The organism is Corallococcus sp. AS-1-6, assembly GCF_020037015.1.
GTDB lineage: Bacteria > Myxococcota > Myxococcia > Myxococcales > Myxococcaceae > Corallococcus.
This window is the reverse complement of record NZ_JAIQDE010000008.1, coordinates 294,499-314,770: the sequence shown is the minus strand read 5'-3', so window position 1 is coordinate 314,770 and position 20,272 is coordinate 294,499. Positions and strand designations below refer to the sequence as shown.

20 protein-coding genes are annotated in these 20,272 nt (G+C 72.2%); 10 read left to right on the top strand and 10 right to left on the bottom strand.

Annotated features, from left to right (window positions below; genetic code table 11):
- Positions 1-345: 345 nt before the first annotated feature.
- From K8612_RS39235 to K8612_RS14285, 3 genes are all read right to left on the bottom strand, one after another.
- Positions 346-2,484, bottom strand: a complete 2,139-nt coding sequence (locus K8612_RS39235) for an FUSC family protein (protein WP_306799651.1) — start codon at positions 2,482-2,484, stop codon at positions 346-348.
- A gap of 157 nt (positions 2,485-2,641) precedes the next feature.
- Positions 2,642-3,718 carry a hypothetical protein gene (locus tag K8612_RS14290; RefSeq protein WP_223762651.1) on the bottom strand — a complete coding sequence of 359 codons (1,077 nt, stop codon included), beginning with the start codon at positions 3,716-3,718 and terminating at the stop codon, positions 2,642-2,644.
- A gap of 135 nt (positions 3,719-3,853) precedes the next feature.
- On the bottom strand, positions 3,854-4,414 hold the full coding sequence (locus K8612_RS14285) for a DUF2378 family protein (protein ID WP_223742876.1): 561 nt from the start codon (positions 4,412-4,414) through the stop codon (positions 3,854-3,856).
- 228 nt (positions 4,415-4,642) lie between these two features.
- On the opposite strand from K8612_RS14285, the gene K8612_RS14280 reads away from it, so the two are divergent.
- The 3 genes from K8612_RS14280 (at position 4,643) to K8612_RS14270 (ending at position 7,969) form a co-directional block, all read left to right on the top strand.
- Positions 4,643-6,085 (top strand): hypothetical protein, encoded by a 1,443-nt coding sequence (locus K8612_RS14280; RefSeq protein WP_223762650.1) that lies wholly within the window; start codon positions 4,643-4,645, stop codon positions 6,083-6,085.
- A gap of 94 nt (positions 6,086-6,179) precedes the next feature.
- On the top strand, positions 6,180-7,043 hold the full coding sequence (locus tag K8612_RS14275; protein ID WP_223762649.1) for an ATP adenylyltransferase: 864 nt from the start codon (positions 6,180-6,182) through the stop codon (positions 7,041-7,043).
- Between the two features lie 113 nt (positions 7,044-7,156).
- Positions 7,157-7,969, top strand: coding sequence for an SAM-dependent methyltransferase (locus K8612_RS14270; RefSeq protein WP_223762648.1), 813 nt, complete (start codon positions 7,157-7,159; stop codon positions 7,967-7,969).
- Here K8612_RS14270 and K8612_RS14265 read toward each other — a convergent pair.
- Both K8612_RS14265 and K8612_RS14260 read right to left on the bottom strand, forming a co-directional pair.
- Positions 7,950-9,167, bottom strand: a complete 1,218-nt coding sequence (locus K8612_RS14265; RefSeq protein ID WP_223762647.1) for an MFS transporter — start codon at positions 9,165-9,167, stop codon at positions 7,950-7,952. The two genes, K8612_RS14270 and K8612_RS14265, sit on opposite strands and share 20 nt — an antisense overlap.
- Before the next feature lie 13 nt (positions 9,168-9,180).
- A complete protein-coding gene (locus tag K8612_RS14260) occupies positions 9,181-9,696 on the bottom strand; it encodes a hypothetical protein (protein ID WP_223762646.1) in 516 nt (171 codons plus the stop codon).
- 145 nt (positions 9,697-9,841) lie between these two features.
- On the opposite strand from K8612_RS14260, the gene K8612_RS14255 reads away from it, so the two are divergent.
- The 4 genes from K8612_RS14255 to K8612_RS14240 are packed head-to-tail and all read left to right on the top strand — an operon-like array spanning position 9,842 to position 13,217.
- Positions 9,842-10,354 carry a sigma-70 family RNA polymerase sigma factor gene (locus K8612_RS14255; RefSeq protein WP_223742882.1) on the top strand — a complete coding sequence of 171 codons (513 nt, stop codon included), beginning with the start codon at positions 9,842-9,844 and terminating at the stop codon, positions 10,352-10,354.
- Positions 10,347-11,066: a hypothetical protein gene (locus K8612_RS39545; protein ID WP_223762645.1), complete on the top strand. Its 720-nt coding sequence runs from the start codon at positions 10,347-10,349 to the stop codon at positions 11,064-11,066. Before K8612_RS14255 ends, K8612_RS39545 begins: the two co-directional genes overlap by 8 nt.
- Positions 11,063-12,613 (top strand): caspase family protein, encoded by a 1,551-nt coding sequence (locus tag K8612_RS14245; RefSeq protein ID WP_223762644.1) that lies wholly within the window; start codon positions 11,063-11,065, stop codon positions 12,611-12,613. Before K8612_RS39545 ends, K8612_RS14245 begins: the two co-directional genes overlap by 4 nt.
- A gap of 43 nt (positions 12,614-12,656) precedes the next feature.
- Positions 12,657-13,217 (top strand): sce7726 family protein, encoded by a 561-nt coding sequence (locus K8612_RS14240; RefSeq protein WP_223762643.1) that lies wholly within the window; start codon positions 12,657-12,659, stop codon positions 13,215-13,217.
- Here the strand turns inward: K8612_RS14240 and K8612_RS14235 are convergent.
- Positions 13,195-14,265 (bottom strand): beta family protein, encoded by a 1,071-nt coding sequence (locus K8612_RS14235; protein WP_223762642.1) that lies wholly within the window; start codon positions 14,263-14,265, stop codon positions 13,195-13,197. The two genes, K8612_RS14240 and K8612_RS14235, sit on opposite strands and share 23 nt — an antisense overlap.
- 215 nt (positions 14,266-14,480) lie before the next feature.
- Here K8612_RS14235 and K8612_RS14230 point away from each other — a divergent pair, with 215 nt between their 5' ends.
- On the top strand, positions 14,481-14,978 hold the full coding sequence (locus K8612_RS14230; protein ID WP_223762641.1) for an FmdE family protein: 498 nt from the start codon (positions 14,481-14,483) through the stop codon (positions 14,976-14,978).
- A 12-nt stretch (positions 14,979-14,990) separates the two neighbouring features.
- On the opposite strand, the gene K8612_RS14225 is transcribed toward K8612_RS14230, so the two are convergent.
- Entirely contained in the window at positions 14,991-15,368 is a 378-nt protein-coding gene (locus K8612_RS14225) for a DUF1304 domain-containing protein (RefSeq protein ID WP_223762640.1), read from the bottom strand.
- Between the two features lie 91 nt (positions 15,369-15,459).
- Between K8612_RS14225 and K8612_RS14220 the strand changes: the two genes are divergently transcribed.
- Positions 15,460-16,053, top strand: a complete 594-nt coding sequence (locus K8612_RS14220; RefSeq protein ID WP_223762639.1) for a TetR/AcrR family transcriptional regulator — start codon at positions 15,460-15,462, stop codon at positions 16,051-16,053.
- A gap of 87 nt (positions 16,054-16,140) precedes the next feature.
- Positions 16,141-17,526: an ATP-dependent RNA helicase DbpA gene (gene dbpA, locus K8612_RS14215; protein ID WP_223762638.1), complete on the top strand. Its 1,386-nt coding sequence runs from the start codon at positions 16,141-16,143 to the stop codon at positions 17,524-17,526.
- Positions 17,527-17,547: 21 nt separating this feature from the next.
- Here dbpA and K8612_RS14210 read toward each other — a convergent pair whose 3' ends face one another.
- The 3 genes from K8612_RS14210 to K8612_RS14200 all read right to left on the bottom strand — a co-directional run bounded on the left by K8612_RS14210 (position 17,548) and on the right by K8612_RS14200 (position 20,237).
- Positions 17,548-18,237, bottom strand: coding sequence for an abortive infection system antitoxin AbiGi family protein (locus tag K8612_RS14210; protein WP_223762637.1), 690 nt, complete (start codon positions 18,235-18,237; stop codon positions 17,548-17,550).
- Positions 18,238-18,365: 128 nt separating this feature from the next.
- Positions 18,366-19,619, bottom strand: a complete 1,254-nt coding sequence (locus tag K8612_RS14205) for an APC family permease (protein WP_373692104.1) — start codon at positions 19,617-19,619, stop codon at positions 18,366-18,368.
- Between the two features lie 84 nt (positions 19,620-19,703).
- A complete protein-coding gene (locus K8612_RS14200; RefSeq protein WP_223762635.1) occupies positions 19,704-20,237 on the bottom strand; it encodes a hypothetical protein in 534 nt (177 codons plus the stop codon).
- Between the last annotated feature and the right edge of the window lie 35 nt (positions 20,238-20,272).

The following is a 20,272-nucleotide window of genomic DNA, read 5'->3' as shown; positions in this document are numbered from 1 at the left end:
TCCGGATGATGTCTCTTCCCAGATGACGCACCCTCGCGTCATCACGGTTTGCGCATGGAGGCCTCATTCGTCCGGCACAGGGGCGTCCCGACCCTGCCCGCGAGTCATGGCCATCTGCTGTCCGCGATGGAGGACGTCCAATCGAAGGGGGCCTCCCTTCGACGGGGCTCTGGGACCTTGCGCTGGGGGACGAGGTCGCGCCGCGATCTCCGCTCAAAATCGAGCAGAACCTCGCGGCGCTGAAGGCCGTGGAGCTGCTGCCCGGGGAATGGCCCGCGCAGGAACGGGAACGTTTCCAGCGCAAGCTCCAGGACTACCAGGCCGCCTGCGCCGCGCCCAAGGCCGTCAGCGCAGCGACGGATCCTCGCTGATCCGCGCCACCGCGCCGTGCAGGATGCCCAGTTGCCGGGGCACGCGCTCCAGGAGCGCGCCCAGCACCGGGTCATCGCTCGTGCGCGGCAGCGCCAGGGCCGGCAGGGGCGGGGGCTCGCGCCGCTCCTGCAACGCGCGGGCGAGCAGCTCCAGGCTGTCGCTGGCCCGCTGCGCCAGTTGCTGCGGCAGGACGGACGTCGTCCTTCCCTCGAAGCGCCCCGTGCCCAGCGCCGTCACCGCCAGCGCGAACCTGCGCGCGTAGGTGAGCAGCGCCATGCCCGGCTCCAGGTGGCCGGGCGGGCCCCGGTACTCCGTCATCAGCCGCTGGAAGGACGACTCCGCCTCCAGCAGCGCCTGGTCCAGGCGGCGGCGCTCCTCGTTCACCGCGGGCTCCGTGCCGCTGCGGTGCGTGGCCAGTTGTTGCAGGTACTTCCCGTCCGCGCGCAGGGCGGAGGCCGCCGCGTCCGGGAAGCGGCGGCGCTCCGGGCTGGGCCACAGCGTCCAGGCGCCCACCAGCGCCAGCGCCCCCGCGATGAGCACGCCCAGCGAGCGCTGCGACGCCACCGTCCAGTCCCCGGAGCTGAGCGTGGCCATCAAGAGGTAGTCCGGCGTGAGCAGGACCTGGAACGCGCCGAAGTTCAGCGGCAGCAGCGCCACGGAGATGGCCGTCAGCGCGCTGATGACGGCCACCATCATGGGCGGCGTGTGCACCAGGGTCGCGATGAGCGCCGCCAGGCTCGCGCCCATCAGCGTCCCCAGCGTGCGCTGGAGCACGCGCTCCTCCGTGCTGCCCGCGTAGGGCTGGAGGATGGAGATGACCACCAGGCTCACCCAGTGCGCGTCGCCCACCTGCAAGGCCCGCGTCAGCCCCAGCGCCGCCGTGGCCACCATGCCCGTGCGCAGCGCGTGCCGCAGCACCACCGAGTCCGGGTGCAGGTGGTCGCGCACCGGCTGCCAGAGCGAGAAGCCCGGCGCCTGCCTGGGGCCGCCCACCCGGCCCCTGCCTCGCGCCGACACCGGGTCTCCGAAGAGCAGGCCCGACGCCGTCTCGTGCGCCACACCCGCGTGCTCTCGCAGCCGGTCCAGCAGCGTGGCGACGTGCGTGGACAGCGGCCCCTCCGCGCCCTGACGCACCGGCGGCGCGGCCATCCTCGCGGGCTGCCGGCGGCGGGGCCTCAGCGCCAGCCGGGGCGGCTCGCGCATGCCCTCGTTGCGCTCCTGCCGCAGCGCCCGCGCCACCCATTGGTCCATCGCCCCAAAGGCCTCGCACAGCTTGACGACGCGCTCGCGCGTGGCGTGCATGTGCGGGTCGCGCCCCACCACCTGCATCGCCTCCGCCAGCGCGCTGAGCAGCGCCACCATGGGCTCCACCAACTCCACCAGCACCAGCAGGTGCTCGCCGCGCTCGGACTCGTCCGGCCTCCCGCGCCGCGTGGCCGCGAGCACGTCCCGCGCATGTTCGACGTCCGGGCGCAGCCTCGCGTGGCGCTTCAGCCCCGCCGCCCATTCCTCGGGCGAGGCGCCGTCCCGCGTGGCCCTCCCCAGCTCCTCCGCCGCGAGCGCGAGCCCCGCGTACACGCGTGCCACCGCCCTGCGCGCGGGGCGGTAGGGCCTGAGCGGCCACAGCAGCAGGGAGAGCGTCATCGCCCACAGGCCCCCCAGCAGCAGCGCCGCGCCTCGCAGCAGCGCCTCTCGCGGCGAGGAGGTGGGCGCGCCCAGCGACACGACGAAGATGACGGCGAGCTGCCCTCCCACGGAGCCCGCGGTCTCGCCGTAGCAGCGCGCGAAGTTCGCCGCCGTGACCCCCAGGAAGAGCAGCGTGGCGTCCACCTGGTACGTGTGGCCCGCGGGCGCGGCGAGCAGGCCGACCAGCGCCCCCAGCACCGTCACCACGCCCATCACGCGTGCTCGCACGTGGTAGGAGCCGCCCTTGTCCGCGAGCGTGACGAGCAGCCCCGTCAGGCCCGCCCAGCCGGCCTCGGGCACGGTGAGCAGGAAGGACAGACACAGGGGCAGGGCGGTGGCGACGGCGGCCCGGATGCCCGCCCACAGGGCCGGTCTTCCGGGCTCCACCCGGAGGAGCGACTGGAGGTGTCTCCACAGTCGGTGCATGGGTCTCGGGGGAGCGGCGGGCCGTCACCCCAGAGGGTGGCCACGGCCGTCCCCATCCACAGGCGGAGGCAGCCTCTTCCCCCGGGACCCGGGCGATGCCCCGGGCCCCGTCCCACCAGCCCCTCCCCCCCGGAAGGCGGAGGCGGGCGGCCCGGCGTCAGCCCGTCCCCCGCGCGGTCTCGCCGCCGGGCGCTGGCTCCGCTTCGAGCGCGGTGCCGTCCCAGGGGATGTAGCGCACGCCCGGCATCGGCTCCGGGGCATGGAACTCCAGCGCGCCCACGGCGGAGGTCAGCTTCGCGGTGGGCTTCCACGCCGCGAAGGGGTGGGGCCGGGAGAAGAGCTGGACTTCACAGCGGGCCACGTCGCTCTGGGCCACCAGCACGTCCCAGCCCTGGGGGTCGCGGTACGCGTAGCCCGCCAGCGTGCGCGGGTCGCACCACGCGCGGCCCTCCAGGGCCACGGTGGCGGACGCGGCGCGGAAGGACAGCTCCCCGGACGCGGGCGACGTCACGCGCGACAGCAGCACGTGGGGCATCTCGTGGAACGTGTGCTCGGCGTCTCGCGTGCGCAGGTAGATGGGCGAGAGCTGGGGGTGGCCCCGCTTGCGCCGCGCGCGCACCGCCATGATCTCCAGCCGCGCGTCCGGGTCCTCGGCGAAGCGCGGGCAGTACAGCCACGTCAGCTCCTCCAGCCGCCGGTGGCCCCACAGGTGCTTCTGCAGGCCGGGCGCGCCCTTCACGTCGATGCGTTCGCCGTCCACCGTCACCGTGCCCTCGAAGAGGACGTCGTCGTGCACGTGGGCCACGTGCGTGGGCAGGGGCAGCAGCGCGGTGCCTCGCGGCTCGCGGCGCACCGGCTCCGGGTGACCGCCCTGGAAGCGCAGGTCCCACGCGATGGCGTGCCCGCCGCTCTTCACCTGGCCGTGGACGTGGCCGGGCCTCAGCTCCGAGTCCGCGATGCGCACGCCGCCGTCCGGCAGCGCGGTGAACGCGGAGGCCGGATGGATGGCCTTGAGCGCCACCGCGGGCCGGTCCTGGGACGCGCAGTCGAACGCCGCCGCCCACAGCGTGGCGCGAGGCTCGCCGCCGCTGCCCGGCGCGGGCGTGAACAGGGTGTAGCGCAACCACCAGGCGCGGTCTCCGCCCGGGTCGAGCACCACCAGGAACCAGATTTCGAAGAACCCCTGCTGTTGACCGTTCCAGCGCGGCAGGTTGGCGCGCTTGCTCGACGGCATTTGGATGAATCCCCCTCTTCGCGCGGCCGTTCACGGCCCGGACGCCGCGCGCAGGCCCTCACGCTGGCAGAAGGGGCCCGGTGCGGGCAAGGGGCCCCGGGGTCGCGGATCCGCGAGCAGGGGGACGCCGGTGACTCAGGAGCCCGGAGCGCCCCAGGACACGCGGTACGTGACGCTGTCGTCGTCGAACTGGACCACATCCACCTGCGTGGCCGGGCCGCTGGCGGCGCGCACCGTGGCCAGCATCACGCCCTGCTTGAAGTAGCGCAGCAGGCCGGGCTCGTTGAGCCACAGGTCCGCCTCGCGCTCGCCGCGCTCCGTGATGCGCACCTCGGTGTAGTTGTTGCCGGTGCGGAAGCTGTGCTGCGTGCGCAGCAGCATCCGCTTGGGCCCGATGAGCCGCAGCACGCCCAACAGCGCCCGGCCCACCATCGTGTCGCGGTAGCCGTCGATCATCCGCTCGCCGAGCATCCGCCACGCCACCGCGTCCGGCTGCTCCGGGTGCAGCGTCTTCGCCGTCAGCGCCACGCAGCGCGTCCACGTGTCCAGCGAGTACGCGGGCTGCAGGGGCCGGTCCAGGTCCAACCCCTCCTTGCGCAACTGCTCCTTGAGGGCGAAGGGCACCTTCCCGGAAAGTCCCCGGACGAAGAGTCCTTCGACGATGGTCGGGAATACGAGTTTCTCGGCGGTGGCCATGGGGGCCATTCCGCACGCCACCGCGTGTCCTGGTCAAGACCTACCGCCCGGGTGGCGTCCAACGCCCGAAAGCGAGCTCGGCCTCCAGGGCCATTCCACCCGTCCCGGCGCCCGTGAAACATCGCGTGTAGCTCCGCAATTCACGCAAGGTGCGTAAACACTCCCAGCCCTCGCGGGGCGCGCCCATCTGGTAGCGTCCGGGCGCCCCCCGGCTTCCCCCTGGCCCTGATGACGTCCCGTGTCCTGACGTGCCTGCTCCTGTCCGTGCTGTGCGCGCTCCCGGCGCTGGGCGCCCGCCCGGTGCCCGCGCCCGCCGCGGACGGCATGGCGATGCTCCAGCGGGTGGACACGGCGCGCGTCCAGGGCAGCCCCAGCACGCTGCGCACGGAGCTGGACGCGTTGCAGGCGAAGGCGCCCAAGGACCCCATGCCCCGGGTGTACCGGGCCTTCCTCGCGCTGCCCTCGGACGAGAGCTTCAGCGAGTTCAAGGCGCTGGCGGTGGTGTACCCGGAGAACCCGTGGCCGCACGTGGGGATGGGGCTCGTCTACGTGCGCTGGGGCATGTTGAAGGACGCGGCCGCGCCGCTGGAGACCGCGCGCAAGGCGGTGCCCGGCTTCGCGCCCGCGCTCTGGGTGGACGGCCTGCGGCTCCAGGCGGAGGGCCGGCCCGCGGAGGCGGAGGCCCGGCTGCGCGAGGCGCTGGCGAAGCTGGACATCCCGCGCTTCCGCACGGACCTGGCGCTGCTGCTGGCGGGCCGTCCGGGGGGCGCGGCGGAGGCGCGCGCGCTGCTGGTGCGCTCGGTGAAGGACTGGCCCGAGCAGCCGGAGGCGCTCCAGGTGCTGTCGCGGCTGGCCCGCGAGGCCGGGGACGCGAAGGCGGGCGCGGAGGCCGGGGCGCTGCTCGTCGCGCTCCAGCCCCATGACCGCGAGGCGCACCGGCGTCAGGCGGAGGCGTGGCTCGCCGCGGGCGACAAGGCGCAGGCGGCGAAGATGCTGGAGCGCTACGCGACGCTCGGGGGCGCGGACGCCGCGGTGCTCGCCTCGTGGGTGAAGCTCAACGTGGAGCTCGACCGGCCGGACGACGAGGCGAAGGCCCTGGTGCGCCTGGCCGCGGCGACGCCCAGGGACCCCGAACCGCTCCTGCGGCTGGCGACGCTGGCGGAGGCGAAGCAGGACGCGGCCGGCACCGAGGCGCGGTTGGAGCAGGCGGCGGCGGTGGCCCCGGAGCGCGCGGACATCCAGGTGCGGCGGGCGCGGCTGCTCCTCAAGCAGGAGCGCTACTTCGAGGCCGTGCCCGCGTACCGCGCGGCGCTCGCCGCTCCGGAGCGGCCGGTGCCCGAGGCGGCGGAGGAGGCCGCGCAGTTGAGCCGGAAGCTGCACCTGCCCGCCTCGCCCGCGAAGGGCACGGTGGAGCAGATCTACGACCGGGTGTCGCTGGGGCTGGTGGCGCTGTACCTGGAGCACCTGATGGAGAAGCCGGACCTCAAGGGCAACCTGAAGGTGCGCGTGGACCTGGACCCCACCGGGAAGGCCACGAACGTGGTGGTGCTCTACGACAGCCTCCAGGACGTGCTCATCACCCACAGCGCGCGCGTGGCCTTCATGGACGCCCAGTACCCGCCCGGCAGCGAGCCGCAGGTGTACCAGTACGTCTTCCGCCCTCCGCGCTGAGGCGGACATCCGGAGCGCTCCCCTTCCGGAGGCGGGTTGACGCTCGGGGCGGCGGAGGGCACAGACTGGGAGGCCCCGCGCCAGGAGCCCGCCCGTGAACGCCGCACCGCTGACGCCCGCCGCCCTGTGGCCCCGCACGCTGGACGTCACCCGCCACGCGCTGGAGACCGGAGCGCTCCAGCCCATCGCCACGGAGGCGCGCACGGTGCCGGTCGCGGGCACGGCGTTCCAGGTGCGCGTGCTGGGACGGGTGGCGCTCAAGGAGCGCAAGCGTCCGCCCGCGACGGGCACGGAGCCGTTCAACCCGTTCGCGGACCCGGAGCCGGACCTGGTGCTGGGGGCCGTGGCGCCCGCGCACGTGTGCCTGCTCAACAAGTTCAACGTCGTGGAGCACCACCTGCTCCTGGTGACGCGGGCCTTCGAGCCGCAGGACGCGCTCCTGACGCTCGCGGACTTCGACGCGCTCTCCACGTGCCTGGAGGGGCTGGACGGGCTGGCCTTCTACAACGCGGGGGAGACGGCCGGCGCCAGCCAGCGCCACAAGCACCTGCAACTGGTGCCGCCGCTGGGGCCGGACCGCCTGCGCGCGCCGGTGGAGGCGCTGTTGCCCCCACTGCCGGGGCCGGGCCGCGTGGTGGCCGCGGACTCGCTGCCGTTCGCGCACCTGCTGGCGGGCCTGGGGCCGTGGGGCGCGCCGGGGCAGGGCGCGCGGATGCTGGCGGCGTACCGGCTGCTGCGGGACGCGCTGGGCCTGGCGGAGACGGCGCCGTACAACCTGCTCGTCACCCGGGACTGGATGCTGCTGGTGCCCCGGAGCCGCGCGGAGGCCCTGGGCGTCAACGTCAACGCGCTGGGCTTCGCCGGGTCGCTGCTGGTGCGCACGCCCGAGCAGTTCGACGCGGTCGCCGCGCTGGGGCCGCTGGAATTGCTGCGCCAGGTCGCGGGCGTCGCTCCGTAGGAAGTGTGCATCCGCGCGAGCGGACCGGCACAATGCCCGGGCAGCAGGCTCACCCGTCGACAGAGGCAGTCGCACGCCGCGGGTGGGGGGCCCGAACCGATGGAGCGACGACCATGGATGTGAACGAGCTGGCCCGCGTGCCGGGCGTGAATCCCCAGGTTCCCGACGCGGCACGCATCTACGACTACACGCTGGGCGGCACCCACAACTTCGAGGCGGACCGGCAGGCGGCGGAGTACATGTTCTCGCTGCTGCCCTCCACGCGGAAGTGGGTGCGGATGCTGCGCGGGTGCCTCCAGGCCGCGGCGAAGCGGCTGTCCACGGAGGGCTTCACGCACTGGGTGGACTTCGCGTCCGGCCTGCCCACCAACGACCACGTGCACGGCGTGCTGCCGCCGGACGTGAAGGTGCTCTATTCGGACATCAACCCGCTGACGATGGCGCAGGCGCGCGTGCTCCTGGGGGACGACCCGCGCGTGCGCTACCTGGAGTGCGACATCCGCCAGGCGAAGTCCTTCCTGGAGCGCCCGGACGTGCGCGACTTCCTGGGCGGCGAGCGCAAGGTGGCCCTGGGCGCCAACGGCATCACCGTGTTCCTCCAGGCGGAGGAGAACCGGAAGTTCTTCCGCGACTTGTACGACTGGGCCGCGCCGGGCTCCCGGCTCTTCACCACGTTCGAGACGAAGGACCCCGCGAAGACGACGCCCCAGTGGGAGCAGTTCGTGGGCATGTTCCAGAAGATGGGGGAGCACTTCGAGCTGTTCTCCCTGCCGGAGTACCTGGAGCTCTGCAAGCCGTGGACGCCGGGCCCCGGGGGCGTGCAGCCCGTGAGCCGGTTCCTGGGGCTGCCGGACGACGCCATCACCGAGGAGGACCGGCAGGGCGTGGGCATCGAGTTCTACGCGGTCATCCTGGAGAAGAAGTAGCCGCCGCCTTCGCGCGGTAGCGCAGGCCGATGAGCGCCGCGACGAAGCCCGCCGCGGCGCCCACGCCCAGCGCCTGGCGGGGACCGAACGTGTCCGCGACCCACCCGACGATGGGGGCGCCCAGGGGCGTGCCGCCCAGCGCGATGGCCAGGAGGATGGCGAGCACGCGCCCGCGCATCGCCGGGTCGGTGGACAACTGCACCAGGCTGTTCGCGGTGGTGGTGAAGGTCTGCGCGGACACGCCGATGATGACGAGCATCACGCCGAAGAGGGCGTAGGCCGGCATCAGCGCCGCGAGCGTGAGCCCCGCTCCGAAGACCGCGGCCCCCGTCACCAACAGGCCGATGCGCGGGTGGGCTCGCCGGGCGGAGAGCAGCGCGCCCGTCACCGAGCCGAGGGCCATCACGGACGTGAGCAGCCCGTAGCCGCTGGCGCCTTTTCCGAAGACGCGCACGGACATGGTGGAGATGAAGATGGGGAAGTTGAGGCCGAAGGTGCCGATGAGGAAGAACATGGTCAGCACCGCCACCAGGTCGGGCCGCTTCCAGACGTAGCGGAAGCCCTCCAGCAGGCTCCCGCGCGTGCGCGGCGCGCGGTCCGTCACGTGCAGTTCGTGCCCGCGGAGCAGGCTCAGCGAGAGGAGCACGGCGCCGAACGAGGCCGCGTTGAGCACGAACATCCACCCGGAGCCCACGGCGGAGATGAGCAACCCCGCGATGGCGGGGCCCAGCATGCGCGCGGCGTGGAACGAGGTGGAGTTGAGGGCCACGGCGTTGGCGAGGTCCTCCTCGCCCACGAGCTCCGACACGAACGTCTGGCGCGCGGGGGCGTCGAACGCGGTGACGCACCCCAGGAGGAACGCGAACACGTCCACGTGCCACAGCCGGATGTGCCCGGAGAGCGTGAGCAGCCCCAGGCCCAGCGCCAGGGCGCCGAGCGCCGCCTGCGTCGCGAACAGGAGCTTGCGCCGGTCCAGGTGGTCCGCCGCGAAGCCCGTCAGGGGGAGGAACAGGAGCGGCGGCGCGAACTGGAGCGCCATCACCACGCCCACGGCGGTGGCGTTGTTGTGGGTGAGCTGGGTGAGGACGAGCCAGTCCTGGGCGGTGCGCTGCATCCACGTGCCCACGTTGGACACGAGCGCCCCGGCCGCCCACGTCCGGTAGTTGTAGCCGCGCAGCGAATGGAAGGTGCCCTTCATCCCGCCGGAGACCTTATCCGCATGACTCCCCGTTGGGTGCGCAGCGGCCGGACGCGCAGGGGGAGAAGGCCGCGCCGGAGCAGCCCGTGGGCTCGCAGCGGCAGGTGGTGACACGGTGGGTGAGCGGGTCGCAGCACGGCTCGTAGTTCACCGGCGGCGTGCCCGCGTCCGTGCCGCCGTCGGTGGGAGTGCCCGCGTCGGTGGGGCTGCCGCCGTCTTCGGTGCTGGCGCCTCCGTCGGTGGTGGTGCCCGCGTCGCTGGGGCTGCCTGCGTCGGAGCCCGCGCCGGCGTCCTGGGTGCCGTGGATGCTCTCGCAGCTCTCCCGGAGCGACGGTGTGCAGGTGCCTGCCGCGCATGCCTGGAAGGCGACGTCACAGCCGTGGGGGGCCTCGCAGAGGCAGGTGTCCACCTGGTTGCGGACGCAGCAGACGGCCCAGGACCCCTCGCCCAGTGCGTCCGGGTCCTCGTAGAGCGGGTCGAAGCAGGCGCCCAGGAGCGCGACGAGGGTGGCGAGGACGGGTCGTTTCACGGCGGTTGGGACACCCGGTGCGGCGGGCCTGGGACATGCCGCCGGGGGCGACTAATATCCCACAGCCCATCGCGGATGCGATGCGATGTCCCAGGCCGCCGGGGCCGGGTGTCTCAAGGACGAAAAGGAAGGTCGGACCCATCGGATGGCGAGCGGGCTCGGTGCGGAGGAGCTCAGGGAGCTCTACGAGCGCTTCGCGCCCGTGGTGCACCGTCGCGCGCTCGCGCTGCTGGGACGCGATGCGGACGCCTGGGACATCGTCCAGGAGGTCTTCGAGCGCATGTTGACGGCCGGAGCGCGGTTCCGACGGGAGGCCCGTCCGATGACGTACGTGTACCGCGTCACCACCAACCTGTGCCTCAATGCGCTGCGCTCGCGCCAGCTCCGGGAGCCGGCGCTCCTGGAGGCGCCGGAGGCCGCGGCGCTCACGCCTGCCCAGTGGGAGGCCGCGGACTTCATCCGGCACCTCGTGGGGCGGATGGGCGAGCGCGAGCTGGAGGTGGCTACGCTGCACTTCTTCGACGGGCTGACGCAGGAGGAGATCGCCGGGATGCTGGACGTGTCGCGGAAGACCATCGTCCGGGACCTGGACTCCATCCGGAAGAAGGCGGCGGAGCTGGGGCGGCTGCCGGAAGCGGTGGAGGCGGAGCGTGGCTGAGCACCTGACGCGGCTGGAGTTGGATGAGTGGCTGGCGGGGCTGGATGCCTCGGGGCGCGCGGAGCGGCACGTGGCCGCCTGCACGGCCTGCGCGACGCTCGCGGAGCGGATGCGGCAGGCGCGAGCGTCGAGCCTGGCACAGCCCCAAGCGAAGGCGGTGCTGGCGAGGTTGGAGGAGAAGCGAGCCCGGTCCGCGAGGCCCTGGTGGAGCTGGGGCGTCCCGCTGGTGACGGCGCTGGCGGTGGGGCTCGCGCTGGTCGTCTACGTGCCGCGAGGCGCGGAGGAGGGCGTGCGGCTGAAGGGGGCGGTGGCGCTGCGGCTCTTGTCCGCCCGGGGCGAACCGGTGCGGGACGCGAGGCCCGGAGCGCAGGTGATGCTGGCGGTGGGCACGGGGCCGTACCGGAACGTGCTGGTGCTCGCGGTGGATGAAGCGGGCGCGGTGGAGCCACTCTGGCCGAGGGAAGGGCAGACAAGCGGCACGGTGGAGCCAGGGGCGGAGGTCCGGTTGTCCCCCGCGCTGGAGGTGACGCCAGGGTCGGTGGCGTTGCACGCGTTCTTCTCGGATGCGCCGCTGGACATGGAGCAGGCGCGCGAGGCGCTCACGTCGCGTGTCGCGGAGGCGCGCGGGAAGGGGCAGGGTCCGCTGGACGCGGCGACACCGGATGCCATCGGAAAGGCCCAGGCGCGCACGCTGCTGAGGGTCATGCCGTGAGCCGCGTGCTGGGCCTGGGCGGGTGGGTGTTCGCGGTGGTGCTCCTGGTGCTGGGCCCGCTTCCGGGCGCCGCCGCAGAGGAGGCGCCGCGACGTTGGGCGCTGATCGTGGGAGAGAACCAGGGCCTGGCCAGCGAGGAGCGCCTGCGCTTCGCGGAGACGGACGCGCAGCGGATGCGCGAGGTGCTCCAGGAAGTGGGCACCGTGTCGCCTGAGCGCACGATGACGGTGCTGGGCGCGGATGCCGCGAAGCTGCGTGAGGCACTGACGCGCTTCAGGGCGAGGCTGGCCGTGGAAGCCTCACCGAGGGACTGGCTCCTGCTCTACGTGTCATCGCATGCGGGCGACGGCAGCCTGCACCTGCGCGGCACCGAGCTGCCGCTGCGCGAGCTGGTGGACTTCCTCAAGGGCGCGCCGGTGGGCGTGGGGCTGCTCATCCTGGACTCGTGCCGCTCCGGTATCGCCACGCGCTTGAAGGGCCTGAGGCCGGTGGCCACGCCGGTCACGATGGAGGCCTCGGAGCTGGAGGGCCGGGTCGTCATCAGCGCGTCTGGCGCGGATGAGTACGCGCAGGAGTCGGATGCGTTGCAGGGCTCCTTCTTCACGCACCACCTGTCCGTAGGGCTGCGCGGAGCGGCCGATGCATCGCGAGATGGCCGCGTCACACTGGAGGAGGCGTACCGCTACGCCTACGCGAGGACGCTGGAGTCCACGCTCGTCTCGCCGGGAGGCATGCAGCGTCCCACGTTCCGCATGGACCTGCGTGGTCGTGGAGAGTTGATCCTCTCCGAGCCCCAGCGCGCGAGAGGCCGGCTGACGCTCGACGTGAAGGCCCCGGGCCGTTGGCTCGTCCTGGCGTCGGAGAGCGGCACGCTGGTGGCGGAGCTGGAGAAGGGCGAGGGCCCCACGACGCTGGCCGTGGCGCCCGGCGCGTACCGGCTGCTGCTCCGAGCGGAGGACGGATACCTGGAGCGCTCGGTGAGGGTGCCGCTCGACGGGACCGTGTCGGTGGGAGGCGAGCCCCTGGAACAGGCCGCGAGGATGCGGCTCGCGCGAAAGGGTGGGGCGGAGTCAGCGCTGCTGGTCGCGGTAGGGCCATCGTTGACGTCGGGAATCGTGGGGGGCCTGTCGTCACTCGCGGGCCTGGACGTGCGCCTGGTGCGCGAAGGGCGGCTGCTGACCGGAGTGGACATCTCAGGCCTGGGGTTCGCCGTGCGGAGGGGGACGGGCAGCAGGGTGTCCTTCCAGCAGACGGAACTGGAGCTGAGACTGGGCGCGGGGCCGCACTGGAAGCACGGGGCCTGGACGTTCAGCGGCGCGCTGGAGGCCGGGGCACTGGCCGTCTTCCAGTCGCGCATCCCGGACGAAGAAGCACGCTTCGGGCTGGAGCCGCTGGCGCTCGTCACCGGGGGCGTGAGGCTGGACCTGCGAAGCCGCCTGTCGATGCTCCTGAGCGCCTCCGCCGGAGGCGTCCTGGCGAAGCGTGACTCCGGCACGGCGCTGGTACCCAGGGCCTCCGCGTCCCTGATGGTCGGCTACGCGCTCTGACCTGTCGCGTTCGCCGTGCCTGAACCGTAGACTCCGCCGCCCCATGCGTGACTTCGACGTGCGACAGGCCCTCACGGCGAGCCTCAAGGCCACTCACGCGAGTGACCCTGGAACCCTCATCCGTGAGGAACTGGGTTTGGAGCACGGACAGGTCTTCGTGGACGTGGCAGTCATCAACGGCGAACTCCATGGCTACGAGCTGAAGAGCGAGCGGGACACCCTGGAGCGACTTCCGCGTCAAGTCGAGGCGTACAGCGCGGTGCTCGACCGGGCCACGCTCGTCGTGGGCGCTCGTCATGTGCAACAGGCCCTCGGACTCATCCCCGCATGGTGGGGCGTCAAGACGGCCACGACCCAGCACGACGGCTCAGTCAGGCTGCGCCCCTTGCGAAAGGGGCGGCGCAATCCCCAGCAGCAGATGTCAGCCATGGTTCGGCTGCTCTGGCGCGACGAGGCGCTGGAACTCCTGGAGTCACGGGGAGTCGCCAAGGGACTGCGCAGCAAGCCGAAGAAGATGTTGTACGAGCGCCTCGTGGAATTGCTGCCTGCTGAAGCGCTGCGCTCGGAGGTCCGCCGCCTGCTCAAGGCACGTGAAGACTGGTGAGCTGCTTCAGCACCTTCGCGATGTGATGGTTTGTTCCCACCCTGCGCCAAACGGCCGGGTTTCCAGGCGTCTCCGCGCCACCGGCGCACCCGAAGATGTAGCCGTCGCCCTGACTGAAGGTGCGCCCGGCGTAGCACTCCTGTTCCACCAGGTACTGTGCCAGCGCGGCGTATTGCTCATGGCCGAGTCGCTTCAAGGCGCCGCCGCGCACCACGAGCCAGTGGTCGTCCGCCGTATAACGGATGTTGGGGCTTCCAGAGTGGAGTGCCGCATCGGTTGAGGGAGGCTGCGCCCCCTGGATTGCGTAGTCGCCATAGGTGGGCACCCGCACGAGCGGCTTCTCCTTCCCGGCCAGGATTCGCCACAGGAGCCAGTCGGCCCGCTGGACCTTCGTTGGCCGCTTGATGTCGCTGATGGATCGCGGAAATGCGCCGGCAGCCACGGTCAGCGTTCGATAGGTCATCAGCCCATCGATACCGCCGATGACGCCCGGGAGACTCTTCGAGAGCACGCTCACGTCATCGGGAGCGATAGGGCCCAGGTCCAGCACCAGGTCGGCGGATTCACGAGTGGCCCCTGCCTTTCGAAGGGTCGAGGCAAGCGCCTCGTCGAGGTCGTCCCCAAACAGCTCATTCTTGCGAACGCGGATGCATACGCCTCGCTTGTCTTCCTCGACCGCGGCCCTGACCGTGGATAGGTACTCGGAGTCGCGTTCCGGGCCTGTGACAGGGACGAGTGCGACTCCAGACTCCCGGGCCTTTGCCAGGACATAGGCCAGGGGATGCTCTCCGGAGGGCATTGTCTGCGCGGGCGTCAGGTGAAGTCCGTCGATGAAGGCACGGCCATCCGGGATGGCCTTCGCGAGATGGGGCCCCGCCTTGGCAAGCAGCTCCTCCAGCGTTTCCATGCGGAGGGTCTTCTTCCTGTCTTTCGCGCGCTTGGGCTTGGGCGGACGGATTTCGAAGAGCGGGGTCACCCGCTGGCGCTGTGCGGTCTCAAGTTGCGCGAGGGCGTCTCGCTCTCCCTGCATGAACTTGAGGATGGGCACGTAGTGCGTTCGGTTGAAGCCTTGTGTCACCTGGATGTTCCCCCCGGGTTGTGACGCAAGCCTGCCCGGGTCGTGCCATCGCGTGGCGGTCCCAAAGGAGGTATTGCGTTGGCGGCGACTCTGCCATCCGGCCCTGACACACCCGCTCGGTCAGTCGTCAGCGGCGGATGCTTCCAGGTAGAACGCGATTCCTCTGTCTTTCACCGGAGCCACCCATGCCCCTGCGCCGCCACCTCCTGCTCGCCGTCACGCTGGGCTTCACCCTGGGCTGCGCGGGCGCGAAGCCCGCCGCGACCCCGTCCGCGCTGGAGCGGGTGGCGCTGGTGCATGGGGGCGCGGGGCCGTGGGCGGTCGCGGGCTACCGGATGGGCGATTACGCGCTCCGGCAACTGGGCCTGCCCCGGGGCAGCTTCAAGCTGGAGGTCATCCACCACAGCCCGGCGAAGGTCCAATACACCTGCGTCGCGGACGGCGCGGCGGCGGCCACCGGCGCAAGCCTGGGCAAACTCAACCTGTCGCTGGTGACCGCGCCCTCGCCGGAGGATGTCGCGACCACGTTCCGCAACCGCGACACCGGCCAGTCCCTCACGCTGCGCCCAGCCGCGTCCTTCGTGCAGCGCTTCCGAGACATCCCTCGCGAGAAGCTGGGCGAAGCGGGCCGGGCCGTCCTCACCCTCCCGGACGCCGAAGTCTTCGAGACCGCCACGCCCTGAGCGGAACGCCGATCAGAAGGCCACGAGCGCGATGGCCAGCGCCGGCAGCGCGCCCTGGACCAGGCTCGCCGTGAAGAACTTCCGGTTGCTGCTCACCAGCACCACCGCCGCCAGCAACATGCACGCGCAGCCGAACACCACCGCCGCCACGCCCGATGCCACCGCGCCCGTGTGCACCAGCGCCACGCCCACCAGCACGCCCACCGCGAGGAACAGGTTGTAGAAGCCCTGGTTCAGCGCCATCGGCTTCACCACGTCCGCGTCCGCCTGCGACTTCAGCCCGAAGCGCCTCCACACCTTCGGCCGCGAGAAGACGATGCTCTCCATCACGAAGAACAACACGTGGATGAGCGCGGCGATGACCGCGAAGACCTGCGCCAGTGGCGACATGATGACTCCCCCTCCGGGGTTGGGTATTCTGAACCAGTCAGTTCTGAATTTATATTGAAACGGTCAGTTCAGAATTGTCAAGGAGGGTGACGTGGCGCGGACGCGGGCGTTCGACGAGACAGAGGCGGTGCGGGCGGCGTTGGGGGTGTTCTGGTCGCGCGGCTACGAGGCGACGTCGCTGTCGGACCTGGAGGCCGCGACGGGGCTGAACCGCTCCAGTCTGTACCAGACGTTCGACAGCAAGCGCGGGCTGTTCGCGCGGGCCATCGCGCTGTACCTCCAGGAGGTCATCGGGCCCCGGCTGGGCGTCTTCGCGAAGGACGCGCCGGGACTCGCGCAGGTGACGGAGTACTTCGAGTCGCTCGCGGCGACCATGGCCTCCGCGCCGCCAGCGCTGACGCGGCGGGGCTGCCTGCTGGTGAATACGGCCACGGAGCTGGGCCCGCATGACGCGGAGGCGAAGCAGGCGGTGGAGGACTACCGGGCGCTCCTGCGAGGCCACCTGACGCGGGCCCTGGAGGGCGCGGCCAAGGCGGGCGTGCTGCCTCGCAAGACGGTGGCGCGCCGGGTGGAGCTGCTCCTGGGGGCCGTGATTGGCGTGCTCGTCACGGCGCGCGTGGACCCGGCGGCCGCGGCGAAGCTGGCCCAGGCGGCGGCGAGCGAGGTGGCGGGCTGGGCGGGGTAGGGGGCGCCGGGCTTGTCCGGCGTGGGAAGGCTGCTACAAGGGCGCGTTCTCCCGAGGCGCCCCGTGCCTCCGTCCCCCGAGGCTCCGATGGAATTCTCCGCGCTCGCGCTGTCACCCCCGCTGCTCCAGGTGCTGGAGGAGCTGGAGTTCAAGACCGCCACCCCCATCCAGGCGCAGAGCATCCCCGTGCTGTTGCAGGGGAAGGACCTGGTGGGCCAGGCGCGCACGGGCAGCGGGAAGACGGCGGCGTTCGCGCTGCCCATCCTGCAGAAGGTGAAGCTCACGCAGGACCGGCGGCTCCAGGCGCTGGTGCTCTGCCCCACGCGCGAGCTGTGCGCGCAGGTTGCGGGGGAGATCCGCCGGTTGGCGCGGCGGATGCCGGGCGTGCAGGTGCTGGCGCTCGCGGGCGGGCAGCCCATCCGGCCGCAGGTGGAGGCGCTGGAGAAGGGCGTGCACATCGGCGTGGGGACGCCCGGCCGCATCATGGACCTGCTGGACCGCGAGGTGCTGGACACGCGGCACCTGGCCACGGTGGTGCTGGACGAGGCGGACCGGATGCTGGACATGGGCTTCCGGGAGGACATGGAGCGGGTGCTCGGGGCGACGCCCTCGAAGCGGCAGACGGTGCTCTTCTCCGCGACGTTCCCGGACGACATCGAGAAGCTGAGCCGCGCGTTCCAGAAGGACCCCGTGCGGGTGTCGCTGGCGCAGGAGGAGTCCGCGCCGGACATCCAGCAGGTGGCGTACGCGTGCACACCGGAGGAGAAGCAGGGCCTGCTGCTGCGGCTCCTGCGCCAGCACCAGCCGGCCTCCGCCATCGTGTTCTGCAACTTCAAGGCGGTGGTGGTGGAGCTGACGCGAGCGCTGGTGCAGGCGGGCGTGAGCGCGGACGGGTTGCAGGGCGACCTGGAGCAGTTCGACCGGGACCGGGTGATGGCGAAGTTCCGCAACCACAGCACGCGCGTGCTGGTGGCGACGGACGTGGCGGGCCGGGGCATCGACGTGGAGGCGCTGGACGCGGTGGTGAACTACGAGCTGCCGCAGCAGCCGGAGGCGTACGTGCATCGCATCGGCCGCACGGGGCGCGCCGGCCGTCGCGGGCTGGCGCTGTCGCTGGTGACGCGCTCGGACAGCCGCAAGGTGGAGGACATCGAGGCGACGACGGGCGTGAAGCTGGAGAAGGGGGACGTGGACGCGCTGGTGCCGGAGAACGTGCCGGGCGTGTCGCTCATCTCCGGCTGGGAGACGCTGTCCATCTCCGCGGGGCGCAAGGACAAGATGCGCCCCGGAGACATCCTGGGCGCGCTGACGGGCGAGGCGGGCGGGCTGAAGGCGGAGGACGTGGGCAAGATTGAGATCCATGACCATCACGCCTTCGTCGCCGTGTCCAAGCGCGTGGTGAAGGTCGCGTTCCAGCGGCTGACCGAGGGCCGCATCAAGGGCCGCCGGCACCGCATCGAACGGGTGCGGTGAGGGACGACGCGCGGCTCGCGGTCATCCGCCCGGCGCGCTCTTGCGCTGCTCCGTGGCGGCCGGCGCCTCCGTCTGCTTCGCCAGCGCCGCCATGATCTGCTCCGCCTTCCAGCCTGGATCCAACACCGGGCAGAAGTAGCCCGGACCCGCGCGCTCGCGCACGGCCCAGGCGAAGAAGTCCCTCGCCAGGGTGTGCACCTCCTCCGGCAGGAAGAGCGCCGCGACGTCGTACTCCGTGAAGCGCAGCAGCCCCGGGACGCGCCACTCGCGCTCCCAGTCGAAGCGGTAGCTGTAGGGCGCGTTGTGCGCGTCGCCCTGGATGTCCACGAAGGGCGTCACCGCCCACACGGGCTCCTTCTGGGGCTCCTTCGCGGACAGGGCCTGGTCCAACTGGTGCTTCATCGCCAGGTGCGCCGGGGAGCCGTACTGCACGTACCAGACAGGGCCTCCGCCCTGCGACAGGATGAAGCTCTTCCGGAAGGCGATGCCGTACAGGCTGCGGCGCTGCACCAGCCGCGTGAGCTGGTCCAACGGAATCTCGCTGAAGCACACCGAGCGGTGCCGGTCCGCCACCAGCGACTCCCGCCGCGCGATGCCAAACCCCTCCGCGCCCGGGATGAGCGTGCGCGCTCCCAGGATGCTCATCATGTTCTGGTAGGCGTCGTGGTACGGGGGCCCCGGCTTCGTGAAGTGCACCACGAAGTCGGACATGTCCCGCCACTGCGCATTCGCCTGATACCCGAGCATCGCCTCGCGAGTCTCCCGGCCCGGTCCCTCCTTCGCAACACAACGTGCCGGGTTGTCCCCAGGCCTGCCCCCTCTCCTGACGTGCGGGTGCCTCAGGGCAGGCGGACGGGCGCTGGCTCCCTCGGCCGTGACAGGCGCATCAACGCCAGCCCCGCGAGCACCGCCACCGACGCCACCGCCGCCTCCCGCGCGCTCGCGCCGAAGGTCACCAGCGTCAGCCCCAGCACCAGCGTGGGCAACGCGAGCAGCGCGTGCACCGGCCGCAGGTTCCGCTCCCGCCGCAGCGACAGCACCGCGAGCGCCGCCGCGGTGACCCCGAATTGCATCAGCACCGCGATGGCGGAGAGCGCGAAGAGCTCCGACAGGTCCCCCAGGTTCACGAACCCCAGCACCAGCGCCCACGTCACCGCCAGCGCCCGCATGGGCACGCCCGACTCCGACATGCGCTCCAGCCCGAACAGCGAGCGCTCCCCGGAGGCCAGCGCGGACAGGTAGCGCGGCGTCGTCACCATCATCCCCACGCAGATGCCCAGCGCGGACACGCTCGTGCCCGCGCCCACCAGCCGCTCCAGCCCCGCGCCGCCCCACACCCCCGCCGCCTGCGCCAGGGGCGCGCTCGCACCCGCCAGGTCCGGCAGCGCCGCGACGCACGCCCACACGAGCCCCACGTACAGCAGCATCGCCAACAGCAGCGAGCCCACCGTCGCCAGGGGCACCGTGCGCTCGGACGCGCGCACCTGCCCCGCGATGACCGGGACGATCTCAAAGCCCTGGTACGCGAACATCACCGTCAGGCCCGCCGTCAGCCAGGATGCCCCCGTGGCGGGCAGCGGTGGCGGCACCTCCCGGACCGGCAGGAAGAAGAACGCACCCAGGAGCGCCGCCAACGGCACGAGCTTGAGCACCGTGAGCGCCGTCCAGGTCCGCGCCGACACGCGGATGCCCGACGCCACCAGCGCCGCCAGCCCCGTCACCAGCGCGGAGGCCAGCAGCCGCTCGCCCACGGGGCCGCCCAGGCCCAGCGACGGCGCCACCGCCCGCGCCAGGCCCGCCATCACCGCGGACGTGCTCAGGAAGGCGCTCACGTAGGCCACCCAGCCGACGAGGAACGACACGCGCTCGCCGAACGCCGCCCGCGCGAACACCACGGGGCCGCCATCCGAGTCGAACCGCCGGCCGAGCACCGCGAACGCGAACGCCACCGGCACCAGCGCCAGCCCCGTCAGCGCGAAGGCCCACACCGCGCCCAGGCCGGGGGCCTGCGCCGCGACCTCCGCGGGCGCGAAGAAGATGCCGACGCCCACGATGCCGTTGACGCCCAGGGCCAGCAGTTGGAACGGCCCGATGGTGCGCTCGGGCGCGACGCCGGAGGGAAGGGTGGACACGGCGCGGACTTCACTACACCCGCGCCCCGCGCACCATCGCCCTGCTCACGGATGGGAGAGCAGCACGCTCAGCGCGGCCATGCGCCCGGACGCGGGCTCCCGCTCCAGGGACTTCGGGATGGAGACGAGCACGTCGTTCTCGCGCTGGTCGCCGCAGGCGCGCGTGCCCCGGTAGTGCTTGCGGTCGCGCTCGATGATGAGGTTGTAGCCGCACGGCCCCACCGTCCCCGTCAGCTCGTCCGGGCTGAGCGTCAGCGACGAGGGCTGGCCCGCGAAGGTGCCCATCATCTCCACGACGTCCGGCCGCTCGGTCACGGTGAGCTCCACGGGTTTCTCTCCCACCGTGCCCTCGATGCGCCGCTCCGACAGCTTCAGGTCCACGGGGCGCTGGAAGGCCTGGCCCTTCAACGCGTTGTCCGACAACTGGAGCTTCAGGTCCGGGCCCTGGAGACCCTGCGCGTCGACGTTCGCACGCACGGTCGTCCGGGGCGTCCGCAGCTCCACGGTGTCGGTCTTCTTCGCCACGGCGGATCCGCCCGCGAGCAGGGCGGCAACGGTCAGGATGCGTGCGATTCTCATGCTCCAAAGCTGGTGCATCGGTCCACGCGTCACCA